23 protein-coding genes are annotated in these 22672 nt (G+C 63.0%); 9 read left to right on the top strand and 14 right to left on the bottom strand.

Translation table 11 applies throughout. The annotated features are described in order from the left end of the window. Positions 1 to 250: 250 nt before the first annotated feature. The 3 genes from B552_RS0111725 to B552_RS0111710 all read left to right on the top strand — a co-directional run bounded on the left by B552_RS0111725 (position 251) and on the right by B552_RS0111710 (position 5379). Complete coding sequence (locus B552_RS0111725) at positions 251 to 1267, top strand: AraC family transcriptional regulator (protein ID WP_019449213.1); 1017 nt, start codon at positions 251 to 253, stop codon at positions 1265 to 1267. A 258-nt stretch (positions 1268 to 1525) separates the two neighbouring features. Beyond that, on the top strand, positions 1526 to 4927 hold the full coding sequence (locus tag B552_RS0111715; protein ID WP_019449212.1) for an adenylate/guanylate cyclase domain-containing protein: 3402 nt from the start codon (positions 1526 to 1528) through the stop codon (positions 4925 to 4927). 89 nt (positions 4928 to 5016) lie between these two features. Next, positions 5017 to 5379 (top strand): DUF3307 domain-containing protein, encoded by a 363-nt coding sequence (locus B552_RS0111710; RefSeq protein WP_019449211.1) that lies wholly within the window; start codon positions 5017 to 5019, stop codon positions 5377 to 5379. Here B552_RS0111710 and B552_RS0111705 read toward each other — a convergent pair. Further along, entirely contained in the window at positions 5340 to 5708 is a 369-nt protein-coding gene (locus B552_RS0111705) for a hypothetical protein (protein WP_026035571.1), read from the bottom strand. The two genes, B552_RS0111710 and B552_RS0111705, sit on opposite strands and share 40 nt — an antisense overlap. A gap of 73 nt (positions 5709 to 5781) precedes the next feature. Here B552_RS0111705 and B552_RS0111700 point away from each other — a divergent pair, with 73 nt between their 5' ends. Continuing rightward, positions 5782 to 6123, top strand: a complete 342-nt coding sequence (locus B552_RS0111700; protein WP_019449209.1) for a DHCW motif cupin fold protein — start codon at positions 5782 to 5784, stop codon at positions 6121 to 6123. A gap of 65 nt (positions 6124 to 6188) precedes the next feature. Here B552_RS0111700 and pstS read toward each other — a convergent pair whose 3' ends face one another. From pstS to B552_RS0111685, 3 genes are all read right to left on the bottom strand, one after another. Then, positions 6189 to 7256: a phosphate ABC transporter substrate-binding protein PstS gene (gene pstS / locus B552_RS0111695; RefSeq protein WP_019449208.1), complete on the bottom strand. Its 1068-nt coding sequence runs from the start codon at positions 7254 to 7256 to the stop codon at positions 6189 to 6191. Positions 7257 to 7352: 96 nt separating this feature from the next. Beyond that, on the bottom strand, positions 7353 to 7685 hold the full coding sequence (locus tag B552_RS0111690; RefSeq protein WP_019449207.1) for a DUF2322 family protein: 333 nt from the start codon (positions 7683 to 7685) through the stop codon (positions 7353 to 7355). Between the two features lie 69 nt (positions 7686 to 7754). Further along, the gene (locus B552_RS0111685; protein WP_019449206.1) at positions 7755 to 8789 is read right to left on the bottom strand and encodes a TRAP transporter substrate-binding protein; all 1035 of its coding nucleotides are present in this window, start codon (positions 8787 to 8789) and stop codon (positions 7755 to 7757) included. Positions 8790 to 9524: 735 nt separating this feature from the next. On the opposite strand from B552_RS0111685, the gene B552_RS0111675 reads away from it, so the two are divergent. Beyond that, the gene (locus tag B552_RS0111675; protein WP_019449204.1) at positions 9525 to 10004 is read left to right on the top strand and encodes a YbhB/YbcL family Raf kinase inhibitor-like protein; all 480 of its coding nucleotides are present in this window, start codon (positions 9525 to 9527) and stop codon (positions 10002 to 10004) included. A 55-nt stretch (positions 10005 to 10059) separates the two neighbouring features. Here the strand turns inward: B552_RS0111675 and B552_RS0111670 are convergent, their stop codons facing one another. Then, positions 10060 to 10524, bottom strand: coding sequence for a DUF3761 domain-containing protein (locus B552_RS0111670; RefSeq protein WP_019449203.1), 465 nt, complete (start codon positions 10522 to 10524; stop codon positions 10060 to 10062). Positions 10525 to 10720: 196 nt separating this feature from the next. Continuing rightward, on the bottom strand, positions 10721 to 11695 hold the full coding sequence (locus tag B552_RS0111665) for an NAD-dependent epimerase/dehydratase family protein (RefSeq protein WP_019449202.1): 975 nt from the start codon (positions 11693 to 11695) through the stop codon (positions 10721 to 10723). Between the two features lie 90 nt (positions 11696 to 11785). On the opposite strand from B552_RS0111665, the gene B552_RS0111660 reads away from it, so the two are divergent. Next, positions 11786 to 12754 (top strand): LysR family transcriptional regulator, encoded by a 969-nt coding sequence (locus B552_RS0111660; RefSeq protein ID WP_019449201.1) that lies wholly within the window; start codon positions 11786 to 11788, stop codon positions 12752 to 12754. A gap of 60 nt (positions 12755 to 12814) precedes the next feature. On the opposite strand, the gene B552_RS0111655 is transcribed toward B552_RS0111660, so the two are convergent. After that, positions 12815 to 13150 carry a hypothetical protein gene (locus B552_RS0111655; protein WP_237718196.1) on the bottom strand — a complete coding sequence of 112 codons (336 nt, stop codon included), beginning with the start codon at positions 13148 to 13150 and terminating at the stop codon, positions 12815 to 12817. 205 nt (positions 13151 to 13355) lie between these two features. Here B552_RS0111655 and B552_RS0111650 point away from each other — a divergent pair, with 205 nt between their 5' ends. After that, entirely contained in the window at positions 13356 to 14192 is an 837-nt protein-coding gene (locus tag B552_RS0111650; protein ID WP_019449199.1) for an undecaprenyl-diphosphate phosphatase, read from the top strand. Between the two features lie 28 nt (positions 14193 to 14220). Here the strand turns inward: B552_RS0111650 and B552_RS0111645 are convergent, their stop codons facing one another. From B552_RS0111645 to B552_RS0111615, 7 genes are all read right to left on the bottom strand, one after another. Then, positions 14221 to 14490 carry a pentapeptide MXKDX repeat protein gene (locus tag B552_RS0111645; RefSeq protein ID WP_026035567.1) on the bottom strand — a complete coding sequence of 90 codons (270 nt, stop codon included), beginning with the start codon at positions 14488 to 14490 and terminating at the stop codon, positions 14221 to 14223. Between the two features lie 71 nt (positions 14491 to 14561). After that, a complete protein-coding gene (locus B552_RS0111640; protein ID WP_019449197.1) occupies positions 14562 to 15335 on the bottom strand; it encodes a molybdopterin-dependent oxidoreductase in 774 nt (257 codons plus the stop codon). Positions 15336 to 15356: 21 nt separating this feature from the next. Continuing rightward, positions 15357 to 15977, bottom strand: a complete 621-nt coding sequence (locus B552_RS0111635; protein ID WP_051003558.1) for a cytochrome b/b6 domain-containing protein — start codon at positions 15975 to 15977, stop codon at positions 15357 to 15359. Between the two features lie 275 nt (positions 15978 to 16252). Next, the gene (copD, locus tag B552_RS0111630) at positions 16253 to 17158 is read right to left on the bottom strand and encodes a copper homeostasis membrane protein CopD (RefSeq protein ID WP_019449195.1); all 906 of its coding nucleotides are present in this window, start codon (positions 17156 to 17158) and stop codon (positions 16253 to 16255) included. 4 nt (positions 17159 to 17162) lie between these two features. Next, positions 17163 to 17549 carry a copper homeostasis periplasmic binding protein CopC gene (copC, locus tag B552_RS0111625; protein WP_019449194.1) on the bottom strand — a complete coding sequence of 129 codons (387 nt, stop codon included), beginning with the start codon at positions 17547 to 17549 and terminating at the stop codon, positions 17163 to 17165. 22 nt (positions 17550 to 17571) lie between these two features. Continuing rightward, positions 17572 to 18576: a copper resistance protein B gene (locus tag B552_RS0111620; RefSeq protein WP_019449193.1), complete on the bottom strand. Its 1005-nt coding sequence runs from the start codon at positions 18574 to 18576 to the stop codon at positions 17572 to 17574. Beyond that, entirely contained in the window at positions 18573 to 20384 is a 1812-nt protein-coding gene (locus B552_RS0111615; RefSeq protein WP_019449192.1) for a copper resistance system multicopper oxidase, read from the bottom strand. The genes B552_RS0111620 and B552_RS0111615 overlap by 4 nt, the downstream gene beginning before the upstream one ends. A 190-nt stretch (positions 20385 to 20574) precedes the next feature. On the opposite strand from B552_RS0111615, the gene B552_RS0111610 reads away from it, so the two are divergent. Continuing rightward, entirely contained in the window at positions 20575 to 21261 is a 687-nt protein-coding gene (locus B552_RS0111610) for a heavy metal response regulator transcription factor (RefSeq protein WP_019449191.1), read from the top strand. Then, positions 21261 to 22655, top strand: coding sequence for a heavy metal sensor histidine kinase (locus B552_RS0111605; RefSeq protein ID WP_019449190.1), 1395 nt, complete (start codon positions 21261 to 21263; stop codon positions 22653 to 22655). The genes B552_RS0111610 and B552_RS0111605 overlap by 1 nt, the downstream gene beginning before the upstream one ends. Positions 22656 to 22672: the final 17 nt, after the last annotated feature.

Genomic DNA, 22672 nt, shown 5'->3' with positions numbered 1-22672 from the left:
GCCATAAGAAATCTTGCTGCCTGTCATGTCTGTCTCCTGTGTGATCCTGTGTGTTCTGTTTTGGCAATCAACGCTCGTCGCGTTGGTTCCAAGTTAGCCCCTGCAAATTGGCCGGACTTTTCATTGCGCGACAAGCGCGTTGCGTTTGGCGCCAGCGCATCGCTCGGGGTCGGATCGCCTTGATCGAGATCAAACTAGACGTGCCGTCCGAACACCATCCTTGCCAGAAATACAAAAGGGGAGACGGACCATGGAAGCGCAGATACGTGCAGCGGCATTGGAGAACTACTTCGACGTAGCGCGGCAGTTGAAGCTGGAAACGCTGCCCATCCTGCAAACGGCCGGTCTCACACGAGCCATGTTCCAGGATCCCGATCGGCGCATCCCGGCGTATTCGGCCATGGCGCTGCTCGATGAGGCCGCCCGCGTGAGCGAATGCCAGACGTTCAGCCTGCGCATGGCAGAGACGCGGAAGCTTGCCGACCTGGGCGCCATCGGGCTGGTGCTGGCGCATCAGGCCAGCCTGCGCGATGCGCTGGATACCCTGGTCCGATACCGCCGCCTGATGAACGAATCGCTTGCGATGCTGGTGGAAGAGGTTGGCAAGACGGTCATCGTGCGCGCCGAAGTTGTGCTCGACAAGGCACCCGCCTCGCGCCAGGCCAACGAGCTTGCGATCGGCACGCTGCATCAGGCCTGCAAACTGATCCTGGGCGAGCGCTGGCAGCCGCTAAGCGTCAACTTCACCCATGGTGCGCCGCATGACCTGTGTCTGCACCGGCAGGTCTTCCGGTGTCAGTTGAAGTTCCACAGCGACTTCAATGGCATCGTCTGTGCAACATCCGATCTCGATCACCGGAGCACGGACGCGGATCCGATGATGGCCGAGTACGCTCGCCGCTTCCTGGAGCATCGGCTACCGGAAGCGAGCGCGGCATCGTCTGTGCTGGAAGTCCGCCAGGCAATCTATCTGCTGCTGCCCATGGGCTGTGCCTCGATCGAGCGCATTGCACAGAAGCTGGAACTCAACGTGCGCACGCTGCAGCGGCAACTGAAGGCCTTGGGCACCGTGTACACAGACCTGGTGAATGAGGTGCGATGCGAACTGGCCATGCGATATCTCGCCAACCCTCACTTTCCGCTTGCGCATACGGCGGCACTGCTCGGCTTTTCCATGCCGAGTTCGTTCACACGCTGGTTCTCGATCTGGTTCGGCGTCTCACCTTCGCACTGGCGCGGGCATGAAGCGCCCGGCGCCAACAGGTAGCCGCAGCGGCTGCGCGCGATCGGCACCAAGCACATCGACGGTCAGCTCCATGAACTTGGCGTCCTGCTCTTGCTGAGACATGGGGTTGGCCACCGTGCCGATCGGATCTTCGACGAACAAATCGGCCTCAGTGACTGCGTGGTATTGACCTTCGGGCCGAGCCGATCAAGGCACGCAAAACCGTACGCCCTTGCGTGGGAAGGCGACGGAGCCTCTAATTAACCGAAGGTGGTTCTATTGCGGTTCCAAGGAGGCCCCATGGCGCAGTGCACAAAATGTGGCTTCGAGAATGCGTCTGGAGCCAATTTTTGCCAGCAGTGTGGCACGAGGCTGGCACGCCTGTGCGCGCGCTGTGGGCACACACTGGAGCCGGCGGCCCGCTTCTGCAGTGCGTGCGGCGCATCCGTCGACGAAGTGCCGCAAGTATCGTCCTCTCCCCCCATTCAATACACCCCGCCCCACTTGGCCGAGCGCATCCGGGCCGAACAGGCCGCCATGGAAGCCAGGGGCGCCACCGCCGGAGAGCGCAAGACCATCACGGCGCTGTTCGCGGATATGGCCGGCTCGACGGCGCTGATCCACGACCTGGACCCAGAAGACGCACGCCGCCTGATCGATCCAGTTGTGGCCCTGATGATGGAGGCCGTGCACCACTATGAGGGCTACGTTGCCAAGTTGCTGGGTGATGGCATATTGGCCCTATTTGGTGCACCGATTGCCCACGAAGACCATCCCCAGCGTGCTCTGTATGCGGCGTTACGCATGCAGGAGGCCATGCGGCGCCACAGTGACCGCATTCGTCTGGCGCAAGGCATACCCCTCCAGCTTCGGGTGGGCATCCACACTGGAGAGGTGGTCGTGCGTTCCATCCGGCGGGACGACCTGCACACGGACTACGATCCGGTGGGTCACACAATCCATATTGCCTCACGAATGGAGAGCATCGCCACACCTTCGTCCATTCTCGTGAGCGACTCGGTCCGCAAGCTCGCCGAAGGGTACATCGACTTCAAAGCCCTGGGCGCAACCCAGATAAAGGGCATTCCGGAGCCGCTCGCCGTGTACGAAGTGCTGCGCCCAGGGGCGTTACGCACACGCCTGCAATTGTCGCAGCGTCGCGGTCTGGCGCGGTTCGTCGGACGTCAGGTCGAGCTGGCGCAATTGCATGTCGCCCTGGACCGGGTCAAGGCGGGTAGCGGGCAGATCGTTGGCGTGGTCGGCGAGGCCGGGGTTGGGAAGTCCCGTCTGTTCCACGAGTTCAAGACGCTGTCACAACGCGGCTGCATGGTGCTGGAGACGTTCTCGGTCTCGCACGGCAAGTCCTTTGCCTATCTGCCGCTAATCGAACTGGTAAAAAACTACTTTCAGATCGAGGCAGACGACGATGAGCGGAGGTGCCGGGAAAAGGTGGCTGGCCGGGTGCTGATGCTCGACCGCACGCTGGAAGATGTCTTGCCTTACCTGCTCCATTTGCTCGGTATCGCGGACCCAGGCTCGGCACTACCCAATATGGACTCCGGGATCCGCCGCCAGCGCACCTTTGAGGCGATCACTCGCCTGCTGGTCCGGGAAAGCCGCAATCAGCCACTGCAACTACTGTTCGAAGACCTGCAATGGCTCGACAACGAAACCGAGGCCTTTCTGGAGGTACTCGTCGAGCACCTGGGAGGCGCCCGCATTCTGCTTCTGCTGAATTACCGCCCCGAGTATCAACATGGCTGGAATCGGAAGCCCTGCTACACGAACATCTGGCTGGATCCGCTGGGCCAGGTCGAGGCCCAGGAACTGCTTACTGCCTTGCTCGGGGATGATCCCGCCCTCATGCCGCTGAAGGCGCTCATCATGGAGAAAACGGAGGGCAATCCATTCTTCATGGAGGAGGTGGTGCAGACCCTCTCCGAAGAGAAGGTATTGCTGGGCGATCCTGGCCATTACCGCGTCGAGAAGAGCCCCACTGCACTGCATATCCCAACCACAGTACAAGGCGTACTGGCCGCCCGCATTGATCGGCTGCCCCCTGCCGAGAAAGACTTGTTGCAGAGCCTTGCCGTGATCGGGAAGGAGTTTTCGTTAAGTCTGGTCCAGCGGGTTGTCGCGCAATCGGAAGATCAGCTCCGCCACCTCCTGTCCCGACTGGAAGCCGGCGAATTCATCTACGAGCGGCCGGCCTTCCCCGATGTGGAATACACGTTCAAGCATGCGCTGACTCAGGAAGTCGCTGGCAACTCCTTGCTTACGGAACAACGCACCGCACTGCATGAACGCACGGCTCAGGCGATTGAGTCCCTTTTCCAACATCAGCTAAAGGATTACTACAGCGAGCTGGCACGGCACTATAGCCTTAGCGGGAATGACCCGAAAGCAGTGGAGTACCTGCAGTGCACGGGACAGCAGGCCCTTGAGCGCTCAGCCTATGAGGAAGCAATCCGCCAACTGACTGCAGCCCTGGCATTGCTCAGGCGCCTCCCGGAAGACCCCGAGCGAGACCGCCGCGAAATCGCGTTGCAGCTTGCCATCGGGCCTGCGCTGATTGCAGCCAGGGGATTTGCCGCGCCCGAAGTGGAGGAAACCTACATCCGCGCGCTGAGGCTGTGTGACCAGTTCGGCGAAACCCCTCAGCTCTTCCCGACTCTGATCGGCCTGCGCAGCTATTTCTCCCTGCGCGGAGAACACGCAAGAGCCTACAAATTAGGAAAACGGCTGATCAGCCTGGCCGAGACGGCGCAAGACCCGGATTTTCTCGGCGAGGCCCAAGCCTCGCTTGGAACCACCTTGTATTTTTCAGGCCGGTTCAGGTCGGCATATGCCCTCACTAGCCATGCGATCGCGCTCTACTCCGCGAAGACTCTTCACGCCCATCTCACATTCCATGGCGTCTCCCCGGAGATCCGTGCGTTTTCGGTTTCAGCAATAGCCCTTTGTACGCTCGGATATGCCGACCAGGCCAGCAAGCATGCGCAGACATCCCTGAAACTTGCCCGGGAGCTTTCACACCCCTTCAGCATGGGTCATGCCTTATGCCTGGTGGCGGAGTTGCACTTGCTGCGTCGCGAGCCGCGTCTCACGCAAGAGTTAGCCGAGGCGGCCATCGCGCTCTCGACCGAGCAAGGCTTCCCAGTCTGGCTGGCCTGGGGGAAGATCCTTCGCGGCTGGGCATTGGCGGACTTGGGAGGCATCGCGGAAGGCATCGAGCTGATGCGCGAGGGGCTTGCAGATTATCTTGCCACCGGAGCAAAGCTTGGGCAGTCGCACTTTCTGGCCCTGCTGGCGGAGGCCTATGGACGCATCGGACGCGTCGACACAGGCATGAGCGCGCTTGCCGAAGCGAAAGCCATGGCAGAGACGACGGGAGAGCATTATTGCGAAGCCGAATTGCATCGGATCGAGGGGGAACTGCGACTGCACGCTTTGAACGTCGGGGCTTGCGCCACGGACGACGCAGCCGCCGTCGCGTGTTTCGAGAAGGCGATCGACATCGCGCATCAGCAGGGGGCCAGGTTGCTGGAACTGCGCGCAACCCTTAGCCTGGCGCGGCTCTCGCAGCAACAAGGCAAGACTCGTGTGGCAATCCAGGAACTTGCCGAACTCTATGGTGGATTCACCGAGGGATTCGATCTCGCTGACCTGAGCGAATTCAAGGCAATGCTTGACAGCCTTTAGCTACAAACGGTCGAGTTCAATCGGAACCAGTTGCGCAAATGGATCCACCCGCATCAGAAGGCGAATAAGACCGCTGCGAAGGAGATGCCATGGCGTTGCTGCTGCTATTTGCGTTGTTCACCAAGCATCTCGTATGCGACTTCCTTTGGCAGCCGAGTTGGATGCTAGCCGGCAAAGGCGACTTCCGGAGCCCAGGTGGCTATGCCCATGCGGGCCTGCATGGTCTGTGTACGGCCGTGCTGCTCGGCGGATTCGGCGTGACCCACTGGCTCTGGTTGGGGATCTTCGACGCCGTCGTCCACTACATGATCGACCGCTGGAAGGTGCGCCTCGGCCGACGTGCCAAATTGACGCCGGATCTGCCGCGGTTCTGGTGGGCGTTTGGCCTGGACCAGTACGCGCACGTACTGACCTACCTTGCCATAGTCTGGCTGGTTGGCAGGCTGAACTGATTCGCCGCCTTCCATTCACGGAATACGGTATCCAGACAGGATGCGGTGTCGCAGCCGTCACGCTTCTTCCGGAACGCCGCGATGTCGGCCTGGCTGATGGCGCCCGCCTTGAGCAGCCGCTGCTGCTCGGCATAGATGCGTTGGTAGCCCATGGAAAACAGCGCGGACTCGCAGATCAGCCGTTGCGTCTGCACGGGGACGGCAGGCGTGGCGGACGGGTCGCAGTCGATGTCGGAGGCATTTGCGCTGCCCTGTGCCATCAGGACCGCGGCGATCAGCCCGTGGAGAGATAAACGAGCGAAGCGGGGGAAGCTGGTGAGGCGGGTCATGGCCGGTGCCGGGGAAACACGAAAGTCGCCAAGTGTAGAATCCCCCGCATCATTTTTCCTCGGGGACCTTGGCATGAAGATGGATGCATTCGCATTTGGCACAACCGATTGGTCGAAGGTCGAACGTACCGAGCACAAGGGCGAAACCGGGACGGCCTTCTGGCGTACGCAGTATTTTGGCGAGGGCGATCGCCGCGTGCGTGTGCGCATGGTCGAGTATTCGCCCGGCTATCTTGCCGATCACTGGTGCAAGAAGGGGCATGTCCTGTTCTGCCTGGACGGGGAACTGGAAACCACGCTGGAAGACGGGCGCCAGTTCGTTCTTCGGCCTGGCATGAGCTATCAGGTCGGCGACGACGCCGAGCCGCATCAGTCGCGGACGACGACGGGCGCCACGCTCTTCATCGTCGATTGAGAAACGAGGATTGAGAAACGGGAGCGGGTGGCCAGGCGCCCGCCCGTGGTTCTGAAGGGCCGGCCTTACTGCGCCTTGCCCGTCGTCATGGCCATGCTTTGCAGACCGATGGCCTTACCCGAAGCATCCGTCACGCGCGACAACTCGCGATATGCATTGGCCTGCACCTGGGCCGGCAGCGGAACGAACTTTGCCTCACGCGCGAGCTGGTCACCGTGCAGGTAGCCCCAGGTAACGAACTTCATGGCCTCCAGCGTGCGCTCGCCTGCATGACTGACCGCAGGGACGACGATGAACGTCCCCATGGTGATCGGCCATGCTTCAGCGCCGGGCTGATTGACCAGCGTCGCGGTGAAGTCGCCTTTCCGGTTCCAGTTGCTGTGCACAACGGCGTCGCGGAAGCCCGCAACCGTCGCACTGACGAAGTTGCCGTCAGCGTTACGCAACTGCGCCGGATTCAGGCCTGCGTCCAGCACGTAGTTGTAGTCGACATAGCCAATCGCACCGCGAATACTCTGCACGGACTTGACCACCTCGCCGCTGCCCTTTGCGCCCGTGAAGCTTGCGGGCCACGTGAACGACGACTTTGCGCCGTTGGCCGATTTCCATTCCGCATTCACTTCGCTCAGGTAGGCGCTGAAGTGGTAGGTCGTTCCCGAACCGTCGGTCCGCACGACAGGGGTGATCTTCAGGTTGGGCAATGTGAGCCCGGGATTCAGCGCACGAATCTCGGGCGCATCCCACGCATCCACCTTTCCAAGAAAGATCCTTGCCAGAAGATCGCCCGTCAGCCTCAACTGGCCTTTCGGGATCGACGGAAGATTGACCACCGGAACCGCCGCGGTGACGACTGCGGGAATACAGATCAGGCCTGTCTTGCTTGCCTCTTGCGGCGACAGCGGTACGTCGGATGCACCGAAATCGACCTTGCTATCGCGAATGCGACGGATGCCTTCACCAGAGCCAACGGCCGCGTAGGTGAGCCTGGTGCCGGTGGCTGCCGCGTAGCCCGTTGACCAGACCTGGTAAACGGGCGCCGCGGCTGTGGAACCTGCGCCCTGAATTTCTACGGACTGCGCCGCAGTGGAGATCAGGGCCGTGCCGAGTATGGCCAGTGCGGTGTACTTGAGCATGTCCGTTCGCAGTAAATGAGCAGAGGGCATTGTATCGACATCACCCCGGTCTCGGCATCCCTCGCGGCACGGCCTGTTGCTAGTTGACAGCAGTGCTTACGCGCTGGCCACCACGATCATGCGCAATGCTTCCCCGCCAGCCACGATGGCCAGCAGCCGGTCGATGTTCGGGTGGGCGTTCGGGCGATTGCGCGCATCGGCCGTGTGTTCGCCGAACAACGCGAGGCCGAATTCGGCGGCCTTGGCGTCAAGCGTGCCGAATGCCTGCTGCAGGTAGTTGTACACGGCCAGCGAGCCCTGCTTGCCGGGCTTGTTCTCGATGCTGGCCACCACCGTACCAGCGGCGTCGACCAGATCGATGCGGTCGATGCCGTCGATGGCTGGCATCTGGGCCAGGTTGTCCTTGAATACGTTGCTCGGTTGAATCACTGAATCACTCCGCTTGTTTGTTAGACCGACTAGACCGATTTTCGGGCGGCCGTATCTTATCCGTTTTCGTCAACGCGCCCCGGCGGGCGTGCGCCTGAACTGATCCAGTACGTCGGCGGCGTCATGGCCTGCCTTCTGCTCCCATTCAGCAACGGCTTGCCCTCCCGCGCGCTGCAGCGCCGTGCGCAACGCGGCCGACGGCGGTTCTATGGTCACGCCGCTGCGCTGCATGTGCTGCCGGTTATCCTCGGCCCGGCTCCGCAGCCGCAACCACTGCTGGGTCTCCGTGGCCTGGGCGGCCTGGTCGACCTCGCGTCTTTGCTCCGGCGATAGCGCCGCGTACGCGCGGGCACTGACCGTGGCAAACGACAGCGGCATTGCATATTCGATGGTCGTGAAGTACGGGAGCCAGCCCCACAACTTCCGGCCCGCGTCGCCATCCCCCGACGACAACGCGGCGTTGATCGTTCCAGCCTTCAGCCGTGCCGGAAGCTCGGAAAACGAAAGGAACTCCGCCTTGGCCCCGGCAGCCTGCATGACGCTGGCGGACGTGGTGTCATAGGTGCGAATGGATAGCGTACGCAGCGCATCGACGCTGGATGCCGGCTGGCTGGACCAGATCCCCGATGCTGGCCACGGCGTGACATAGAGCAGATGCTGGCCGAGCGCCTCGAATGCCTTGGCGTAGAGCGGGCGCGCCAGGTCAAGCAGCCGCTGCGCGTCCTGGATGTTACCGACCACGAACGGCAGCGAGGACAACGCGAATACGGGATTCAATCCGGTCAGCGCGCCGCCGTAGGCATCCCCCGCATCCAGCACGCCGTCGCGCACCGCCTTGGGGATATCGGCAGACTTGATGCCTGCCGAGGCATCGTACGAAGGAACGATCTCCAGCGCCCCGCCCGTGCGGGACTTCACTTCCGCGGCAAAGGTGGACACCCCTTCGCCGGGCATGGTGTTCGCGGGGTACTCCGTTGCCATGCGCCATTGCGTCGGCTCGGTGGCGTGGGCCGGCAGCGCGGCGCCTGCCAAACCAGCCAGAATGGCCAGCGCCACTGTGGCGCGGCGTGCGGTATGGTGAAACTCGCGGTGAAATTCGATCATGTTTGACTAGTTGTGGGTGCGGATACGCGGGCACGCGGGCACGCGGGCACGCGGGCACGCGGGCACGCGGGCACGCGGGCACGCGGGCGTTGCATCGTGCACCCGGTTCTCCGGCGGCGCAACCGGGTGTAGCCACAATGCCAACTACAACCGCTACCCCAACCACTGACCGGCGAGCGAACCTCCCCGTGCCCGGGCGCGTCAAAGGTTACGACGCGCTAGAGAGCACGTCTCCTTCCATTCCCTGACAACCCGGCATGCCCCACTCGGCACACACGCGCTGGGCGACGCGCATGCGCAACATGGAGGCGATCATGAAGGGTCCGCCACGGCAATCTCACGGCCAGGGGAAAGGTTCTCCCCCGACAACGCCCATGAGCCAGTCTGGCGCACCGGGAAACCCGCCCGCCACGACAAAGGCCAGCGGCGGCGCGCCAAAGGGCGGCTTTGTTACCCGGTCACAGCGCGCGGGTTCAACCCGCGGACACTAACCGGTGACGCGGCGCAATGGCCCGGCTGGTTCTGCCGGGCCATTTTCGTTTCCCATGCGGCCGATGGCGATGTACGACAGGCCCTTGCGCAGGCCCTTGATCCGGTCCTCGATCCGCACTAAGTTGAAGCAGCCGCCATACCCAGGCGAAGGCCGATATGTCGCGATTGCCACTTCTACCGTGGTTGCTGGCTGGTGCGGTCATGCTGTCCGGGCCAGGACCACTCGCCCAAACGAGGCCATCGATGCCGCTCACCCTGACCTCTTCCGCATTCGCCAACGGCGGCGCAATTCCCGCCGTGCACACCTGCGAAGGCTCGGATACCTCACCGCCGCTTGCATGGTCCGGGCTGCCGCCCGGTACGGCCAGCCTGGCGCTGATCGTCGACGACCCGGACGCGCCGGACCCTGCTGCGCCGCAGATGACCTGGGTCCACTGGGTGGTATATGACCTGCCACCGCACGATGGATCGCTTGCCCAGGGGGTCAAACGAAGCAGCCTGCCGCCCGGCACGCACGAAGGCCTCAACGACTGGCAACGCACCGGCTTTGGCGGCCCGTGCCCGCCGGTTGGCCGCCATCGTTATTTCCACAAGCTCTACGCACTGGATGTCGTATTGCCCGATCTGGGCAGGCCGGACAAGGCTGCCCTGGAACGGGCGATGAAGGGGCACATCCTTGCGCATGCCGAACTGATCGGCACTTACCAGAAACGCAGGCCCTGATTGGAGCCGGCACGGGACCGCTGGCCCCGTGTGGCCCCGTGCACTGGCGATGGCGTCAGGAGCAGGCCTTGCCGTGATCGGGCTTGAAGCCCTTGGCCTTGGCGTCCGACTCCGACATGTACTCACCGCTCTTGGTCTTGCCGTAGTAGCGGTCTGACGGGCAATGGTAGACCTTGGTAGACGTGTTGACCCAGACCTGGCCCGGGCCGCCGCCCGGCGCTGCGGCAGTCTTCTTCTCTGCGGCAGGAGCCGCCGGCGTCGCGGCCTTGGGTGCAGGAGCCGCAGGTGCCATTGCCGCTGGAGCGGCCGGAGCGGACGCGGCGGCCTCGGCGCCGCCATACCAGTCCTTGATGCCCTTGTGTCCGGCGCAAGCGCCTTTCTTCGAGGCGCCGGAATAGTAGGTGCCGTCCTTGCAGAGGGCGGTACTACCCGATGGCGCGCCGGCGGGCGCCTGCGCCTGTGCACCGAGCGACAGGCCCAGCGCGGCCGCAACGGCCATCGACATCAGCAGATTCTTCATTGGCTGCTCCCATGATCAGGTGAAACAACGACACGAAAGAAACGCTTGCCCCAATGACCAGGGGCCAGGCATGCGAGTGTGGCGGCCTTGCATGTTGCAACGCGCGACGGCGTCACCGCGCCGCTCGCTCACGCTCACGCTCACGCTCGCTTCCTTTAACTGTTGCCGGATTCATGGCGTTGACACCGGGCCGGGATCAGCCGGCCAGTTCGGGAGCAATGCGCGCATTAGCGCACTCTGCAGCGGCAAGCGTCTGGCGAATCCCCTCCCGGTAGGGCGTCTTGCGGATTGGCCCGATCAGCCGCTGCAGCGCGGAATCGTCCAGGACGACTGGATCGGTCATCAGATAGTTCATCTCCACCATTTCACGCATAAGCGGATTGAACAGGCCCAGCAGACGCAGCGTCATCTTGCCCGCAACGCGCCGCTTCAGCGGCCGGCCGGTCTGGCGCTCCATCTCCTGAATCAGTTCGCGCTGCGTGATGACGCCGGCGCCGGCAAGGTGCCAGATCTTCCCGAACGCGGCCGGGGTGTCGATGACCCTTGCCACCACGGGCCCCACGTCCGGCACGAAGACGAATTCGTGGGGCCGGTCGATCGGCCCGATAAGGTCCGCCGTGCCGCCATTCGCCGCCGCCAGCGCAGCGCGATGCAGCAGGCTGGCCTCGACGCCGGGACCATAGAAATCGGGCAGCCGCAGCACCGTCGCGTTGATGCGGCCATCGGCATGGGCCTGCATCAACATGTCCTCCTGCGCCTTGCGCATCTGGCCCTTGAACGTGTGCGGATCACGCGGATGGTCTTCACGCACCGGCGTGGTCCGTGCCCTGCCATATGGATACACCGTGCCAATCAGGACGATGTTCGTGACTCCGGCCGCCACAGCGGCATCCAGCGTCTTGCGCATCAGTTGCGGGTGCAGTTCGAACTGCCAGTAGTTCACGCCAACCAGGTAGATCAGCGTTTCGGCACCGGCAACCGCGGCACGCATCGATTCCGCGGAATCCGTATCCCAGGTCACGATCTCCGCCAGCGGGTCGTTGCCAAATGCCTGGCGCAGATTCGCATCGTTCCTGCCTACCACCCTGTAGCGCTCGCCCTTGCCGCGCAGCGCAGCGGCGATGCTTTGTCCGATGACTCCCGCCGCCCCAAGCAATGCAACCTTCGGCATGGTGATTCTCCCGTGAGATGTTGAGTCTGCAGTGTGGATGAGCGGCAAGGGAAAGAAAATTGCCTAGAATCGACTGGCGCCCATACAAAAATGCATACCGTGCCCCGAACCGACCAGACCCACAGCGCCCCCATCCGAGCTGAACCCATCCAGAGCGAACCCAATTGGGAGTGGTACCGGACGTTCCTGCAGGTGCTGGAGGTCGGCTCGCTATCCGCAGCAGGCCGTGCGCTCGGCATCACACAGCCCACCGTCGGCCGGCATATCGACAGTCTCGAATCCTCGCTGGGACTGAAGCTGTTCACGCGATCGTTCGACGGTTTCACGCCCACCGATGCCGCCCACGAGTTGCGGCCCTATGCGGCAAGCCTGGCGGCCACCGCGGCCGCCCTGCGCCGCGTGGCCAGCAGCCATGGCACAGGCGTTCGGGGCACGGTGCGCCTGACGGCGAGCGAGGTGATCGGCGCAGAGGTGCTGCCGCCAATCCTGGCCGCGCTGCGCGGCACGCATGGCGAGCTTGTGGTCGAACTTGTATTGTCGAATCGGCCGGAAGACCTGCTGCGCCGCGAGGCCGACATCGCGATACGCATGTTCCGGCCAGCGCAGGGTGCCCTGATCGCCAGGCGCGTGGGCGGCGTTGAACTGGGCCTGCACGCCCATGAACGGTATCTGCAGACCCATGGCGTGCCGGCGTCCATGAGCGATCTGTCTCGCCACGCACTGATCGGCTATGACCAGGAAACCGCGTTCATCCGCAGCATGCAGAGCAAGCTCAAGCCGATCACGCGGGACAGTCTCGCATTCCGGAGCGACAGCGACCTTGCCCAGCTTGGCGCAATCCGCGCCGGCTTCGGCATAGGCGTGTGTCACGCACGGCTGGCGGCAAGGGACAAGCGGCTGGTAAGAGTGCTGCCGGAACAGTTCTCCGAAACGCTCGATACCTGGGTGGCCATGCACGAGGACCTGCGCGACAACGCGCGCTGCGCCGTCACGTTTGCCGCGCTGGTGGCCGGCCTTGGCGCGTACATCCACGGCGCTTCTCGCGACGGTGACGAATAGGCCCGCGCTGCGCGCCCATCGTCACCGGTGGTCAGCGCCGCTTGTGGAAGCTGACGCTCGCTAGTGTTTTTGGCTGTGATTGCCGTTGTTGTGCATCCGGTTGTCCTGGGCCTTTTCGTGGCTGGTCCCCGCAACGCTCCGGCGATCCGACGCACGCTGCTGACCCTTGTCCCGGTCGCTGGAGAACGCACCGTTTGAGTTCATCGCGGCCTCATGGCCACCATGACCCGAAGGCGCACCCATACCGCCGCCACCTCCGCCACCATGGGCGGCAGCGGCAACACTCAAACCGAGCAGCACGCTTGCGCATGCAAGCTGCATCGTCTTACGGAACATGGCATCTCCCTGGTTGTCTCGAAACTTGTCGGATGTGCCATTCCCCGTGGGGACGGCCATTGGCGATATGCCTCATCTATCTCAAGAACGACGCTTCAACGATCCAAGTTGACCCTGAGTCGTGACATTCGGTAAGTTGTGCCCCGGGAGTGACTACTGCCCGCGCGGCCCTGCGCCAGCCCGCACAACAAGCGAACCGCCACATGACGCTTGATGCGGCGCTTGGTGCGGTTTAATGCAGCTTAATGCACTTATCAAACATCGCATGACCACACTTCACATCATCATCCTGGCCTGCGTCCAAGGCCTGGCCGAGTTGCTACCGGTTTCCAGTTCAGCCCACGTCATCCTGGCCGAGAAATGGCTGGGCCTGGACCCGACCTCGCCCGACATGACGCTGATGCTGGTCATGTTGCACACGGGCACCATGTTCGCGGTCATCGCTTATTTCTGGCGCTCATGGCGGCAGACGTATTTCTCTTCGACCAAGGCACTGTGGGACAACGGCGTCCTGCTGGCGGTGGCCACGGCAGCAACGGGGGTCGTTGGGCTGGCCCTGCTGTATGTCATCAAGCATGCCGTGATGGGCAACGCCGACAGCTTCGAGGTGGAACACCTCTTTGGCAATACCAGGCTGATGGCGGTCAGTCTGGCCGTGGCTGGCGTGCTCATCATCGTGTCGTCCAGACGCGCCAACACGGCAACTGAAGACCTGACTGGCCGGCGTGCCTTCTGGGTTGGGGCTGTACAAGGGCTGTGCCTGCCGTTCCGCGGACTGTCGCGTTCGGGCGCAACGATCTCCAGCGGCATGCTGCTGGGTGTGCAGCGCCGCCGCGCGGAAGAGTTCAGCTTCGCGCTCGCGGTAGTGCTGACACCCGCCGTCATCGCCAAGGAGGGCTATCGCTTCGTCAAGGCGCATGCGGGCGCGACTGACGGCCTGCTGCACATGCTGGCACCGAGCCTGCTAGGCATGGTGTTCAGCTTTATCGCCGGATTGCTGGCGCTGCGCTGGCTGTCACGCTGGCTGGAGCAGGGTCGGTGGTACTTGTTTGGCTGCTACTGCCTGATCGCGTCGGTTGTTGTGTGGACGTTCGCCGGCTAAAGCTGCGCCTGCGTCATGTCGGGAGCCGCTACTGCTTCGTCGCGTCCTTGCCCATCGAGTCCTTGCCCATAGCGTCGTCCTTGCTCATGCCGCCCTTCTTTTCGGGCTTCTTGGTGTAGCTCTTGCTCATCTGGTCCTTCTTCATCTCATCCTTCCCCATCGACTCTTTCGCCATGCTGCCGCTTGCGCTCATGGCGCCTCCCTTGCCCATCTCGTCCTTCTTCATGGTGTCCTGCGCGATGGCGTTGCCGGCAAGCAGGGCCGCAGCCGAAAGCAGCAAAACAAGGTACCTTTTCATGGTGTTCTCCTTGAGTAGGTAAGTAAGGAGACCGGCGAAGTTGCAATTGCCAGTCGGGCCCGGCTGCTCCATCAGGAACCTCCGAACCAGTTGTATCCCTGGTCTTCCCAGTAACCGCCCGGATATTTGTTGGTAAGGAAAATGGCAACGATGTGCTTCGGATTCTTGTACCCGAGCTTGGTCGGCATGCGAAGCTTCATCGGGAACCCGTACTTCGGTGGCAGGCGTTCGCCGTCGTAAGTAAAGGCAAGCAGCGTCTGCGGGTGCAGCGCAGTGGGCATGTCAATGCTCGTGTAGTAGTCGTCAGCGCAAAGGAAGCCTACGTACTTTGCACTGGTATCTGCCCCGATACGTTGGAGGAACTCGGAGAATCGAGTGCCGCCCCATTTGCCAATGGCACTCCATCCCTCCACGCAGATATGGCGTGTCACTTGTGACGTCTGCGGAAGCGCATACAGTTCATCGAGGGTCCACGCCGCATTGCGCGAGACCATGCCACCGATTCTCAGACGGAATTCCCTGGCATCGACCTGCGGTACCTCGTCGACACCGTAATAGGCATTAAACGGGAATGGCCGCGTCAACCTGGATTCCGGATAGGTTGGCGCCAGCCGGTTCGGGTCGAAAAGCCAACCCTGCACACGGTCATTGAACCGTGAAACCGCCATCAGGAACGATTCAACGGATGACTCGTCGGTAAGACTGCAGCCAGTCAACAGCAGCAACCCACCGAGCGTAATGGCCTGTTTGCCGAATAGTCGGCGCGACGGCGCGCTCAACTCACGCGTTGCATCGTGCAGAATCAGCTTGCGGTCCAGCTTGACGATTTCACCAGACTTGTTCACGACACGTCTCCAGATCTCGGTCTATCTGCCGCGCAGCATGATGATGAGTGTGCGCGGGACCAGCGCAACCATCACTACGTGAACGACAAGAAAGAGCGCAATCGCACTCATGCCGATGAAGTGCACCCAACGCGCTGCGTCGTAGCCGCCCATCAGCATGCGCAGTAGCGGGAACTGGACTGACTTCCAGATGGCAAGCCCGGACAGCACCGTCAGCACTATCACCACAACGACGCCCAGATAGAAGAGCTTTTGGGCTGCGTTGTACTCGGTCAGGTCGGGATGTGCGAGCTTGCCTCGCAAGGCGGCAGCAACGTCGCGTAGCGCCGAGGAGATGGAGAGCGGAATGAAGCGCCGCCGAAAGCGGCCCGTGACGATGTTCATCGCGAGATAAACCACGCCATTGGCTACCAGCAGCCACATCGCCGCAAAGTGCCATTGCAAGGCTCCCGCAAGCCAGCCGCCGAGCGTGATGTCATTGGGGAAGCGGAAGCCAAATAGCGGCGAAGAGTTGTAGATGCGCCAGCCGCTCAACATCATGATGACCACCGCTATCGCATTCAGCCAGTGAGTGATGCGAACCCACGCGGGCTGGACCGTGGACGATTGCCGACTGCGCGGTGCCAACTCGTCCGGTGGCACGGGAGAGGGAGTATTCGGCACCTGACCGGCGGTATTCACTTCAATTCTCCGAGGTTGGGAGATACACCCACGACGCAACATATGCCCACATATGCCCGACCGCTGCCCCCCGGACGCCCTACCGAAACCAAAGCCAAATTATTGCTGTTACGTCACTGCTGTGGAAAGCAGGCGCAGCATGCACATTGACGATAGGACCAAAACGCAGGAGAGGCAAAGCAAGGATGTTCGGACTTGCGCGAACGTGCCAATAGGCGCCGGCTAAAGCAGCAACGTCAGGCTTCGGGCGATTGCACGCCCAGAATGGCCACGGTGGCCACCACGGCCACGCCAAGCAATGCTTCGATAACGATGCTCCTGCGCAGCGCGCGCACCGCCATGGCACTGCCGTTCTCCGATGCCATTGAGAGCGCCGGGCTCAGCCGATACCTGTTCAGCGCGGCCAACCCGAGCATCGCGGCGAACAACGCGAGCTTGATGAGCAGAAGCCGGCCATAGGGTGACATCAGTCCGTCGATGCCGGGCATCCCGGCGATGAACCAGTAATTGGCCGAACCAGTGACTACCAGCGTCGCAACGATCGCCGCGCCAATATGTGCGAACCCGTGGGAAGCGCGACCCAGCAGCGCGATGGGTGCCAGCCGCGCCAGCAGCATCAGACCGGCCAGCGCCCCGATCCACGCGCCGGCCGCCAGCAGATGTGCGATATCAATAAGGAGATGCGCCACGCCCGCCAGCCCATCGTTCATCGCGCCGTGACCGGCCCATGCCAGCGATGACAGCGCAATGGCGCCGCTGGCGGCAAGCGCAACGTTGCGAAACGTCGGCCTGTGCCCAAGCGCGAACCCGGCAATCAGGGCCGCCAGCAGTGCGCTCATCTGAACGAAACACGCAATGCCAAACCCCGTCTCCGTCATCACCATCGCGAAATCGTTGCTGCCAAGTTCCGCATAGGCTTCCACACCGGACATGGCCTTGGTCACCACGACCATGTGAACGGCCGACAGTACCAACCCGATCATTGCGGCAATCGTTGCGTATCGGGCGTAGCACCGGAATTTCGCGGCGCCGCGTTCGCCCTCGCGCAATGCATACAGCGCAAACAGCGGCAGGCCGAACAGCAGCATCAGGTCCAGATAGAGTGCGAACCGCACCAGGATATCGAGCCAGTCCGCCTGCATGGGATTACTTCGCCGTGAACGTGATGCTGCCGTTGACGCGGTGGGTATCGGACGACACCGCGCGCCAGTCCACGCGATAGGTGCCGGGCACCAGTGGGCTCTTCGGCGTGATGATCATCGTCCGTGGGTCGTCGCCGCCGGAAACGCTCACGGCGACTTTCATCGGTGGATGGTCCGTCATCCCCGGCATGCCCGTCATCACGAGGTTCGCCCCCGAGAACTGCTTGACGAGGTTCTCCGAGAACTGCAGTTCGATCCTGGTCGGCGCTGGCACTTCGGCGTTGTCTGCCGGCGTGGCGCTGACGAGCTTGGGATGCGCGAATGCGGCCGCACTGGCCAGCAGCGCGACCACGGGAATCAGTACCCTGGCCGCCGTAGTGACAAGTTTCATCAAATCTCCCCGAGTAACACCACTAGAACCATACGCGGACGCCGGCGACGAAGCGCGTCTCGCCGCTGCGGCCGCCGGATGCGCGAAGCATGTCGGCCGTGTTACCGAACGTCTGGTAGCGCTCCACGCCGATATACGGCGCGAACTGTCGGCTGAATTCATAGCGCAGCCGAACGCCCACCGCGCCATTCGAAAGCCCGCTGCCCGTGCCCGTTGCCGGATCGTTCTTGCCATACAGGTTCGCTTCGATACGCGGCTGGAGTATCAGCCGCTGTGTGATCAGCAGTTCGTATTCGGCGGACAGGCGCATCGCGGTACGTCCCTCGGTGCCAAGATACGCCGTTGCATCGACTTCGAACCAGTACGGCGCCAGCCCCTGCACGCCAAACGCGAGCCAGTTGCGGGCCGGACGGCCGTAGCCCGCATCGTTGCGCAAGCCGATCTGCGTATCCCAGTAAGTGGAGATCGCATGGCCCCAGAGCAGTTCGGTACGGGCGTCATGGACCTTGCCCTTCTCCGCCTCGCCTTCGGCCTTGATCACGAGCTTGTCATAGGCGCTGCCGAACCACGCCTGCGCTTCATATGAAGCGGCATTGCTGTCGCTGCCGTGTGTCCACTCGAGGCGATCCACCAGCACCGCGGCATACAGGTGCTCATCGGCCATGTGAAGCTGACGGTTCTCGCCAAGCGCGTACTTGCCGACGCCGAGTTGATACCCGCCAGAGTATGCGTTCGGATCGCGCGCGTCTGGCGGGGCGCTGCCGCCCTGCATCTTCATGTCGCCATGATCCATGACAGGCGGGGGGGCGCTCTCCGCATTTCCACCATCCATGGTTTGTACATCGCCGCTATCCATCGTCTGGATGTCGTCGTCACTCATGTTCTGCGTCGATGGCGTCGATTCGGACGCCGGCGCTTGTGCCGCGTGACCGGCGTGCGAATGCTGCGCCCATGCGGTACCCATGCTGACGGACAGAACGGCGGCCACTAGCAGCGGTGGCTTGAACAATTGGAATCCGCGCGTCATGCCACCACCACTTCGCGGAACATGCCCATGTCCATATGCATCATCAGATGGCAGTGCCATGCCCATCGCCCGAGCGCATCGGCTGTCACGAGGAAGCTGATGCGTTGCGCCGGCTGTACGGGGATGGTGTGACGGCGTGCCTGGAACGATCCATCTGGCGCCTCCAGCTCACTCCACATGCCATGCATGTGCATCGGGTGCGTCATCATCGTGTCGTTGTGGAGAATGACCCGCAGCCGCTCGCCATGCTTGAAGAAGACCGGCGTCGACTTGCCATACTCCACGCCGTCGAACGACCACGTGTAGCGCTCCATGTTGCCGGTCAGGTGCAGTTCCACTTCTCGGCCTGGACCGCGCGGGTCCATCGGGCCGCCTACCGTGTGCATGTCCGCCAGCGTCAGCACGCGGCGGCCATTGTTGCGCAGGCCGATGCCGGGATCGTCGAGATTCGTGCGCGCCATGTCCACGCGCATGTCGGTACTCGGCCCATACTCGGTACGCGCGTGGCGCGCCTGCTTGCTGGGCACCTTGAGCAAGTCTCCATGCGCCATGCCGGCCATGCCAGCCATTGCCGACATGTCGTGCTGGCTGTGATCCATCGCCCCATGATTCATCGCGCCGTGGTGCATGCCGTGCATGTCGCCCATCATGTCGGCCATCGTGAGCCACTCCACCTTGTCCAGCGCCGGAACCGGCGGCTGCAAGCCCTCGCGCACGGCCAGCGTGCCACGCGCGAATCCCGTGCGATCCATCGACTGCGCGAAGATCGTGTAAGCGTCGTCGGCAGGCTGCACGAGCACGTCGCAGGTTTCCCCGGGGCCGATGCGGAACTCGTCAACCGTCACCGGCTCGATGTTCTGCCCGTCGACCTGGATGACCTTGAGCTTCAGACCCGGGATGCGCACGTCATAGAACGTGTTGCCCGCGCCGTTGACAAAGCGCAGCCGCACCCTCTCGCCCGGGCGGAACAGCCCGGTCCAGTTGCCAGCCGGGGTCACCCCGTTCATCAGGTAGGTCAGCGTGGCACCCGACAGGTCTGCCAGATCGGTCGGATTCATCCGCATCTGGTTCCACATCTTCCGTTTCTCCAAGGCGGCACCAAGGCCGTTGCTGGAAACGTCACGGAAGAAGTCCACCACCGTGGGCTGGTTGTAGTTGTAGTAGTCGCTCTGGATCCTGAGCTTGGACATGACCCGCATCGAGTCTTCATCGGTCCAGTCGGACAGCAGCACGGCGTAGTCGCGATCGGCGCGCACGGGATCGTCCTCGCCATCGATAAGCAGGCTGCCATAGACGCCGGTCATCTCCTGCATGCCGGAGTGCGAGTGATACCAGTAGCTGCCGGTCTGCTCCACCTTGAAGCGGTACGTGAATGTCTCGCCCGGGGGGATGCCCGGAAAGCTGATGCCGGGCACGCCGTCCATCTGGTACGGCAGGATGATGCCGTGCCAGTGGATCGATGTCGGCTCATTCAGGCGGTTGGTGACGCGGATCGTCACCGTGTCGCCCTTGCGCCAGCGCAGCGTGGGGCCGGGCAGCATGCCGTTGATCGTGGTGCCGATGCCCGGCTTGCCCGTGAAGTTGACCGCCGATTCCGCAATGACGAGATCGAACTCGGTCCCGCTCAGGACCGGCGCGGTGCCGCTGCCAGCATGCGCGTGGCTGCCGCCCCCATGCGCCGAGGCGCCTTGTGCCAGTCCGCCGAGTGCGCCAATGACGCCGCCGGCAACAAGCCCCTGGACGAATCGGCGCCGGGACAAGCCCGCCGAAGCGGGCCGAATCAGGTCGGCCGGAACTTTGGCTCGCATGCAATGCTTCCTTTTACGCGTGAACAAGCGCCTGTAATTGGCGCGGCGGGCACAGATTAGTCAGGGTGCAGTAACCGCCCAATGACCCGAAAATTACATTCCGGTAATGTCCGCGTCATGTTCGCACGGCGGCGTACACTTGCGGCGTTTCCGGGCGCAGGGCCCATGCACAGGCGAGACGAGGACGCGAATGAAGCTGTTGGTGGTCGAGGACGAAACGAAGACCGGCGAGTACCTGAGGCAGGGCCTGACCGAGGCTGGCTTCGTTGTGGATCTGGCGCAGAACGGCCAGGATGGCCAGCACCTGGCGCTGACGGATTCCTACGACCTGCTCATCCTCGACGTAATGCTGCCGGACATCGATGGCTGGCGAATCCTGCAGAACATCCGGGCCGCCGGGAATCCCGTGCCGGTGTTGTTCCTCACTGCGCGCGACAGCGTTGCCGACCGCGTCAAGGGTCTGGAACTCGGTGCGGACGACTACCTCATCAAGCCATTCGCGTTTTCCGAGCTGCTGGCCCGCGTGCGCACGCTGCTGCGTCGCGGCGCCGCGCAGATGCCGGTGGACCGCATCCAGATCGCCGATCTCGTGCTGGACCTCGCGCGCCGTCGGGCCACGCGCGCCGGCCGCAGGATCGTGCTGACCGGCAAGGAGTTCGCGCTGCTGGAGCTGCTTGCACGCCGCCGTGGCGAGGTGCTGCCACGATCGCTGATCGCATCGCAGGTCTGGGACATGAACTTCGACAGCGACAGCAATGTGATCGACGTGGCGATCCGGCGCCTGCGCGCGAAGATCGACGACGACTTCGACGACAAGCTGATCCAGACCGTGCGCGGCATGGGATACGTGCTCGAAGCGCCGGAGGATCAGCACTGATGCGCGGCTACTCGCTGACCACACGCCTGACCGCGTTCTTCTCGCTGTCTTCGGCCTGCGTGTTGCTCGGACTAGGGCTGTTGATCTTCACGGCGATGGACAGGCACTTCGCGGAAGAGGACTACGCGCTGCTGCGCGACAACATGCGGCTGGTAGAGAAGACGATTGCCGCGAACACCGGCGATGCGCTTCCTGCAAGGCTGACCGATACCTACCAGCATCACAGCGGCCTGCTGGTGCTTGCACGCGGCGCCGATGGCAGCACGCGCTACGCTACGCCGGACTTCGACTTCGGCACGGCAATCGCCGCATCGCGCGATCACGTCAGCAACGAAGGCTTCTTCCAGTGGAAACAGGGGGACAAGAGCTATCGCGGCATGCGCGCCGAACTCGCGGCACCGGGCAATCGCATCGACATCCTGCTGGCGATGGACACCGAGATCCACGAACACTTCGTGCATGCGTTCCGTCGATCGCTCGTCTCCTACGTGGCGCTAGCCGTGCTGGCCAGCGGCATCTTTGGCTGGTGGGCGGCGCGCCGGGGCCTGGCGCCATTGCGCGCAATGGCCACGCGGGCCAACGTCGTCACGGGAGACAAGCTCCATGAACGCATGCCGGTTGATGCCGTGCCCGAGGAAATGGCGGATCTGGCCGCCAATCTGAATGCGATGCTGGAGCGCTTGCAGCGCGATTTCCGCCGGCTGTCCGAATTCTCGTCCGACCTGGCGCACGAACTACGCACGCCGCTGACCAACCTGATGACGCAAACGCAGGTGGCGCTGTCCCAGCCGAGGGACGCTGCAAAGTACCGCGATATCCTGGCGTCGAACGCGGAAGAGCTTCAGCGCCTGTCGCGCATGGTGTCTGACATGCTGTATCTCGCCAAGATGGAACACGGGCTGGATCTGCCTCACAAGGAGCCCATTTCCATCGCGCAGGAAGCGCAGGCGCTGTTCGATTTCTATGAGGCGCTGGCCGAAGACAGACAAGTGGCGCTGCGGCTGCTTGGTGACGGCATCGTCGAGGGCGATCGATTGATGCTGCGGCGCGCACTGAGCAACCTGCTCTCCAATGCGTTGCGCCATACGCCGCAAGGGGGATCGGTTGTCGTCGAAGCCCATACGGAAGCGGCCGAGGTTGTGGTGGCCGTGGAGAACGACGGCCCCGCCATTCCGGCCGAGTTGCTGCCATCGCTATTCGACCGATTCTTCCGCGGCGATAAATCGCGAGTGCGCCCGGAATCCGACAGCGTCGGCCTTGGGCTTTCCATCACCCGCGCGATCATGACGGCGCACGGTGGCGCGATCTCGGTCCAGTCAGCAAACGGGAAAACCCGCTTCACGCTGCGCTTCCCCGCTGCGCCGCAGCCACAACGCCAAGGCGCCGGCGCCTAACTGACAGGACGTGCTGC

The organism is Cupriavidus sp. BIS7, assembly GCF_000292345.1.
Classification (GTDB): Bacteria; Pseudomonadota; Gammaproteobacteria; order Burkholderiales; family Burkholderiaceae; genus Cupriavidus.
This window is presented reverse-complemented; position numbering and strand designations above follow the sequence as displayed.

What these genes read in the sequence shown, in the direction of transcription:
- pstS (WP_019449208.1), bottom strand. Translation starts at nt 7,256, where the DNA reads ATGCTCAAGTACACCGCACTGGCCATACTCGGCACGGCCCTGATCTCC.
- B552_RS0111620 (WP_019449193.1), bottom strand. Translation starts at nt 18,576, where the DNA reads ATGACGCGCGGATTCCAATTGTTCAAGCCACCGCTGCTAGTGGCCGCC.
- B552_RS0111660 (WP_019449201.1), top strand. Translation starts at nt 11,786, where the DNA reads ATGCATACCGTGCCCCGAACCGACCAGACCCACAGCGCCCCCATCCGA.
- B552_RS0111685 (WP_019449206.1), bottom strand. Translation starts at nt 8,789, where the DNA reads ATGATCGAATTTCACCGCGAGTTTCACCATACCGCACGCCGCGCCACA.
- copD (WP_019449195.1), bottom strand. Translation starts at nt 17,158, where the DNA reads ATGCAGGCGGACTGGCTCGATATCCTGGTGCGGTTCGCACTCTATCTG.
- B552_RS0111610 (WP_019449191.1), top strand. Translation starts at nt 20,575, where the DNA reads ATGAAGCTGTTGGTGGTCGAGGACGAAACGAAGACCGGCGAGTACCTG.
- B552_RS0111710 (WP_019449211.1), top strand. Translation starts at nt 5,017, where the DNA reads ATGGCGTTGCTGCTGCTATTTGCGTTGTTCACCAAGCATCTCGTATGC.
- B552_RS0111675 (WP_019449204.1), top strand. Translation starts at nt 9,525, where the DNA reads ATGCCGCTCACCCTGACCTCTTCCGCATTCGCCAACGGCGGCGCAATT.
- B552_RS0111650 (WP_019449199.1), top strand. Translation starts at nt 13,356, where the DNA reads ATGACCACACTTCACATCATCATCCTGGCCTGCGTCCAAGGCCTGGCC.
- B552_RS0111725 (WP_019449213.1), top strand. Translation starts at nt 251, where the DNA reads ATGGAAGCGCAGATACGTGCAGCGGCATTGGAGAACTACTTCGACGTA.
- B552_RS0111700 (WP_019449209.1), top strand. Translation starts at nt 5,782, where the DNA reads ATGAAGATGGATGCATTCGCATTTGGCACAACCGATTGGTCGAAGGTC.
- B552_RS0111655 (WP_237718196.1), bottom strand. Translation starts at nt 13,150, where the DNA reads ATGGCCGTCCCCACGGGGAATGGCACATCCGACAAGTTTCGAGACAAC.
- B552_RS0111705 (WP_026035571.1), bottom strand. Translation starts at nt 5,708, where the DNA reads ATGACCCGCCTCACCAGCTTCCCCCGCTTCGCTCGTTTATCTCTCCAC.
- B552_RS0111715 (WP_019449212.1), top strand. Translation starts at nt 1,526, where the DNA reads ATGGCGCAGTGCACAAAATGTGGCTTCGAGAATGCGTCTGGAGCCAAT.
- copC (WP_019449194.1), bottom strand. Translation starts at nt 17,549, where the DNA reads ATGAAACTTGTCACTACGGCGGCCAGGGTACTGATTCCCGTGGTCGCG.
- B552_RS0111665 (WP_019449202.1), bottom strand. Translation starts at nt 11,695, where the DNA reads ATGCCGAAGGTTGCATTGCTTGGGGCGGCGGGAGTCATCGGACAAAGC.
- B552_RS0111670 (WP_019449203.1), bottom strand. Translation starts at nt 10,524, where the DNA reads ATGAAGAATCTGCTGATGTCGATGGCCGTTGCGGCCGCGCTGGGCCTG.
- B552_RS0111615 (WP_019449192.1), bottom strand. Translation starts at nt 20,384, where the DNA reads ATGCGAGCCAAAGTTCCGGCCGACCTGATTCGGCCCGCTTCGGCGGGC.
- B552_RS0111605 (WP_019449190.1), top strand. Translation starts at nt 21,261, where the DNA reads ATGCGCGGCTACTCGCTGACCACACGCCTGACCGCGTTCTTCTCGCTG.
- B552_RS0111645 (WP_026035567.1), bottom strand. Translation starts at nt 14,490, where the DNA reads ATGAAAAGGTACCTTGTTTTGCTGCTTTCGGCTGCGGCCCTGCTTGCC.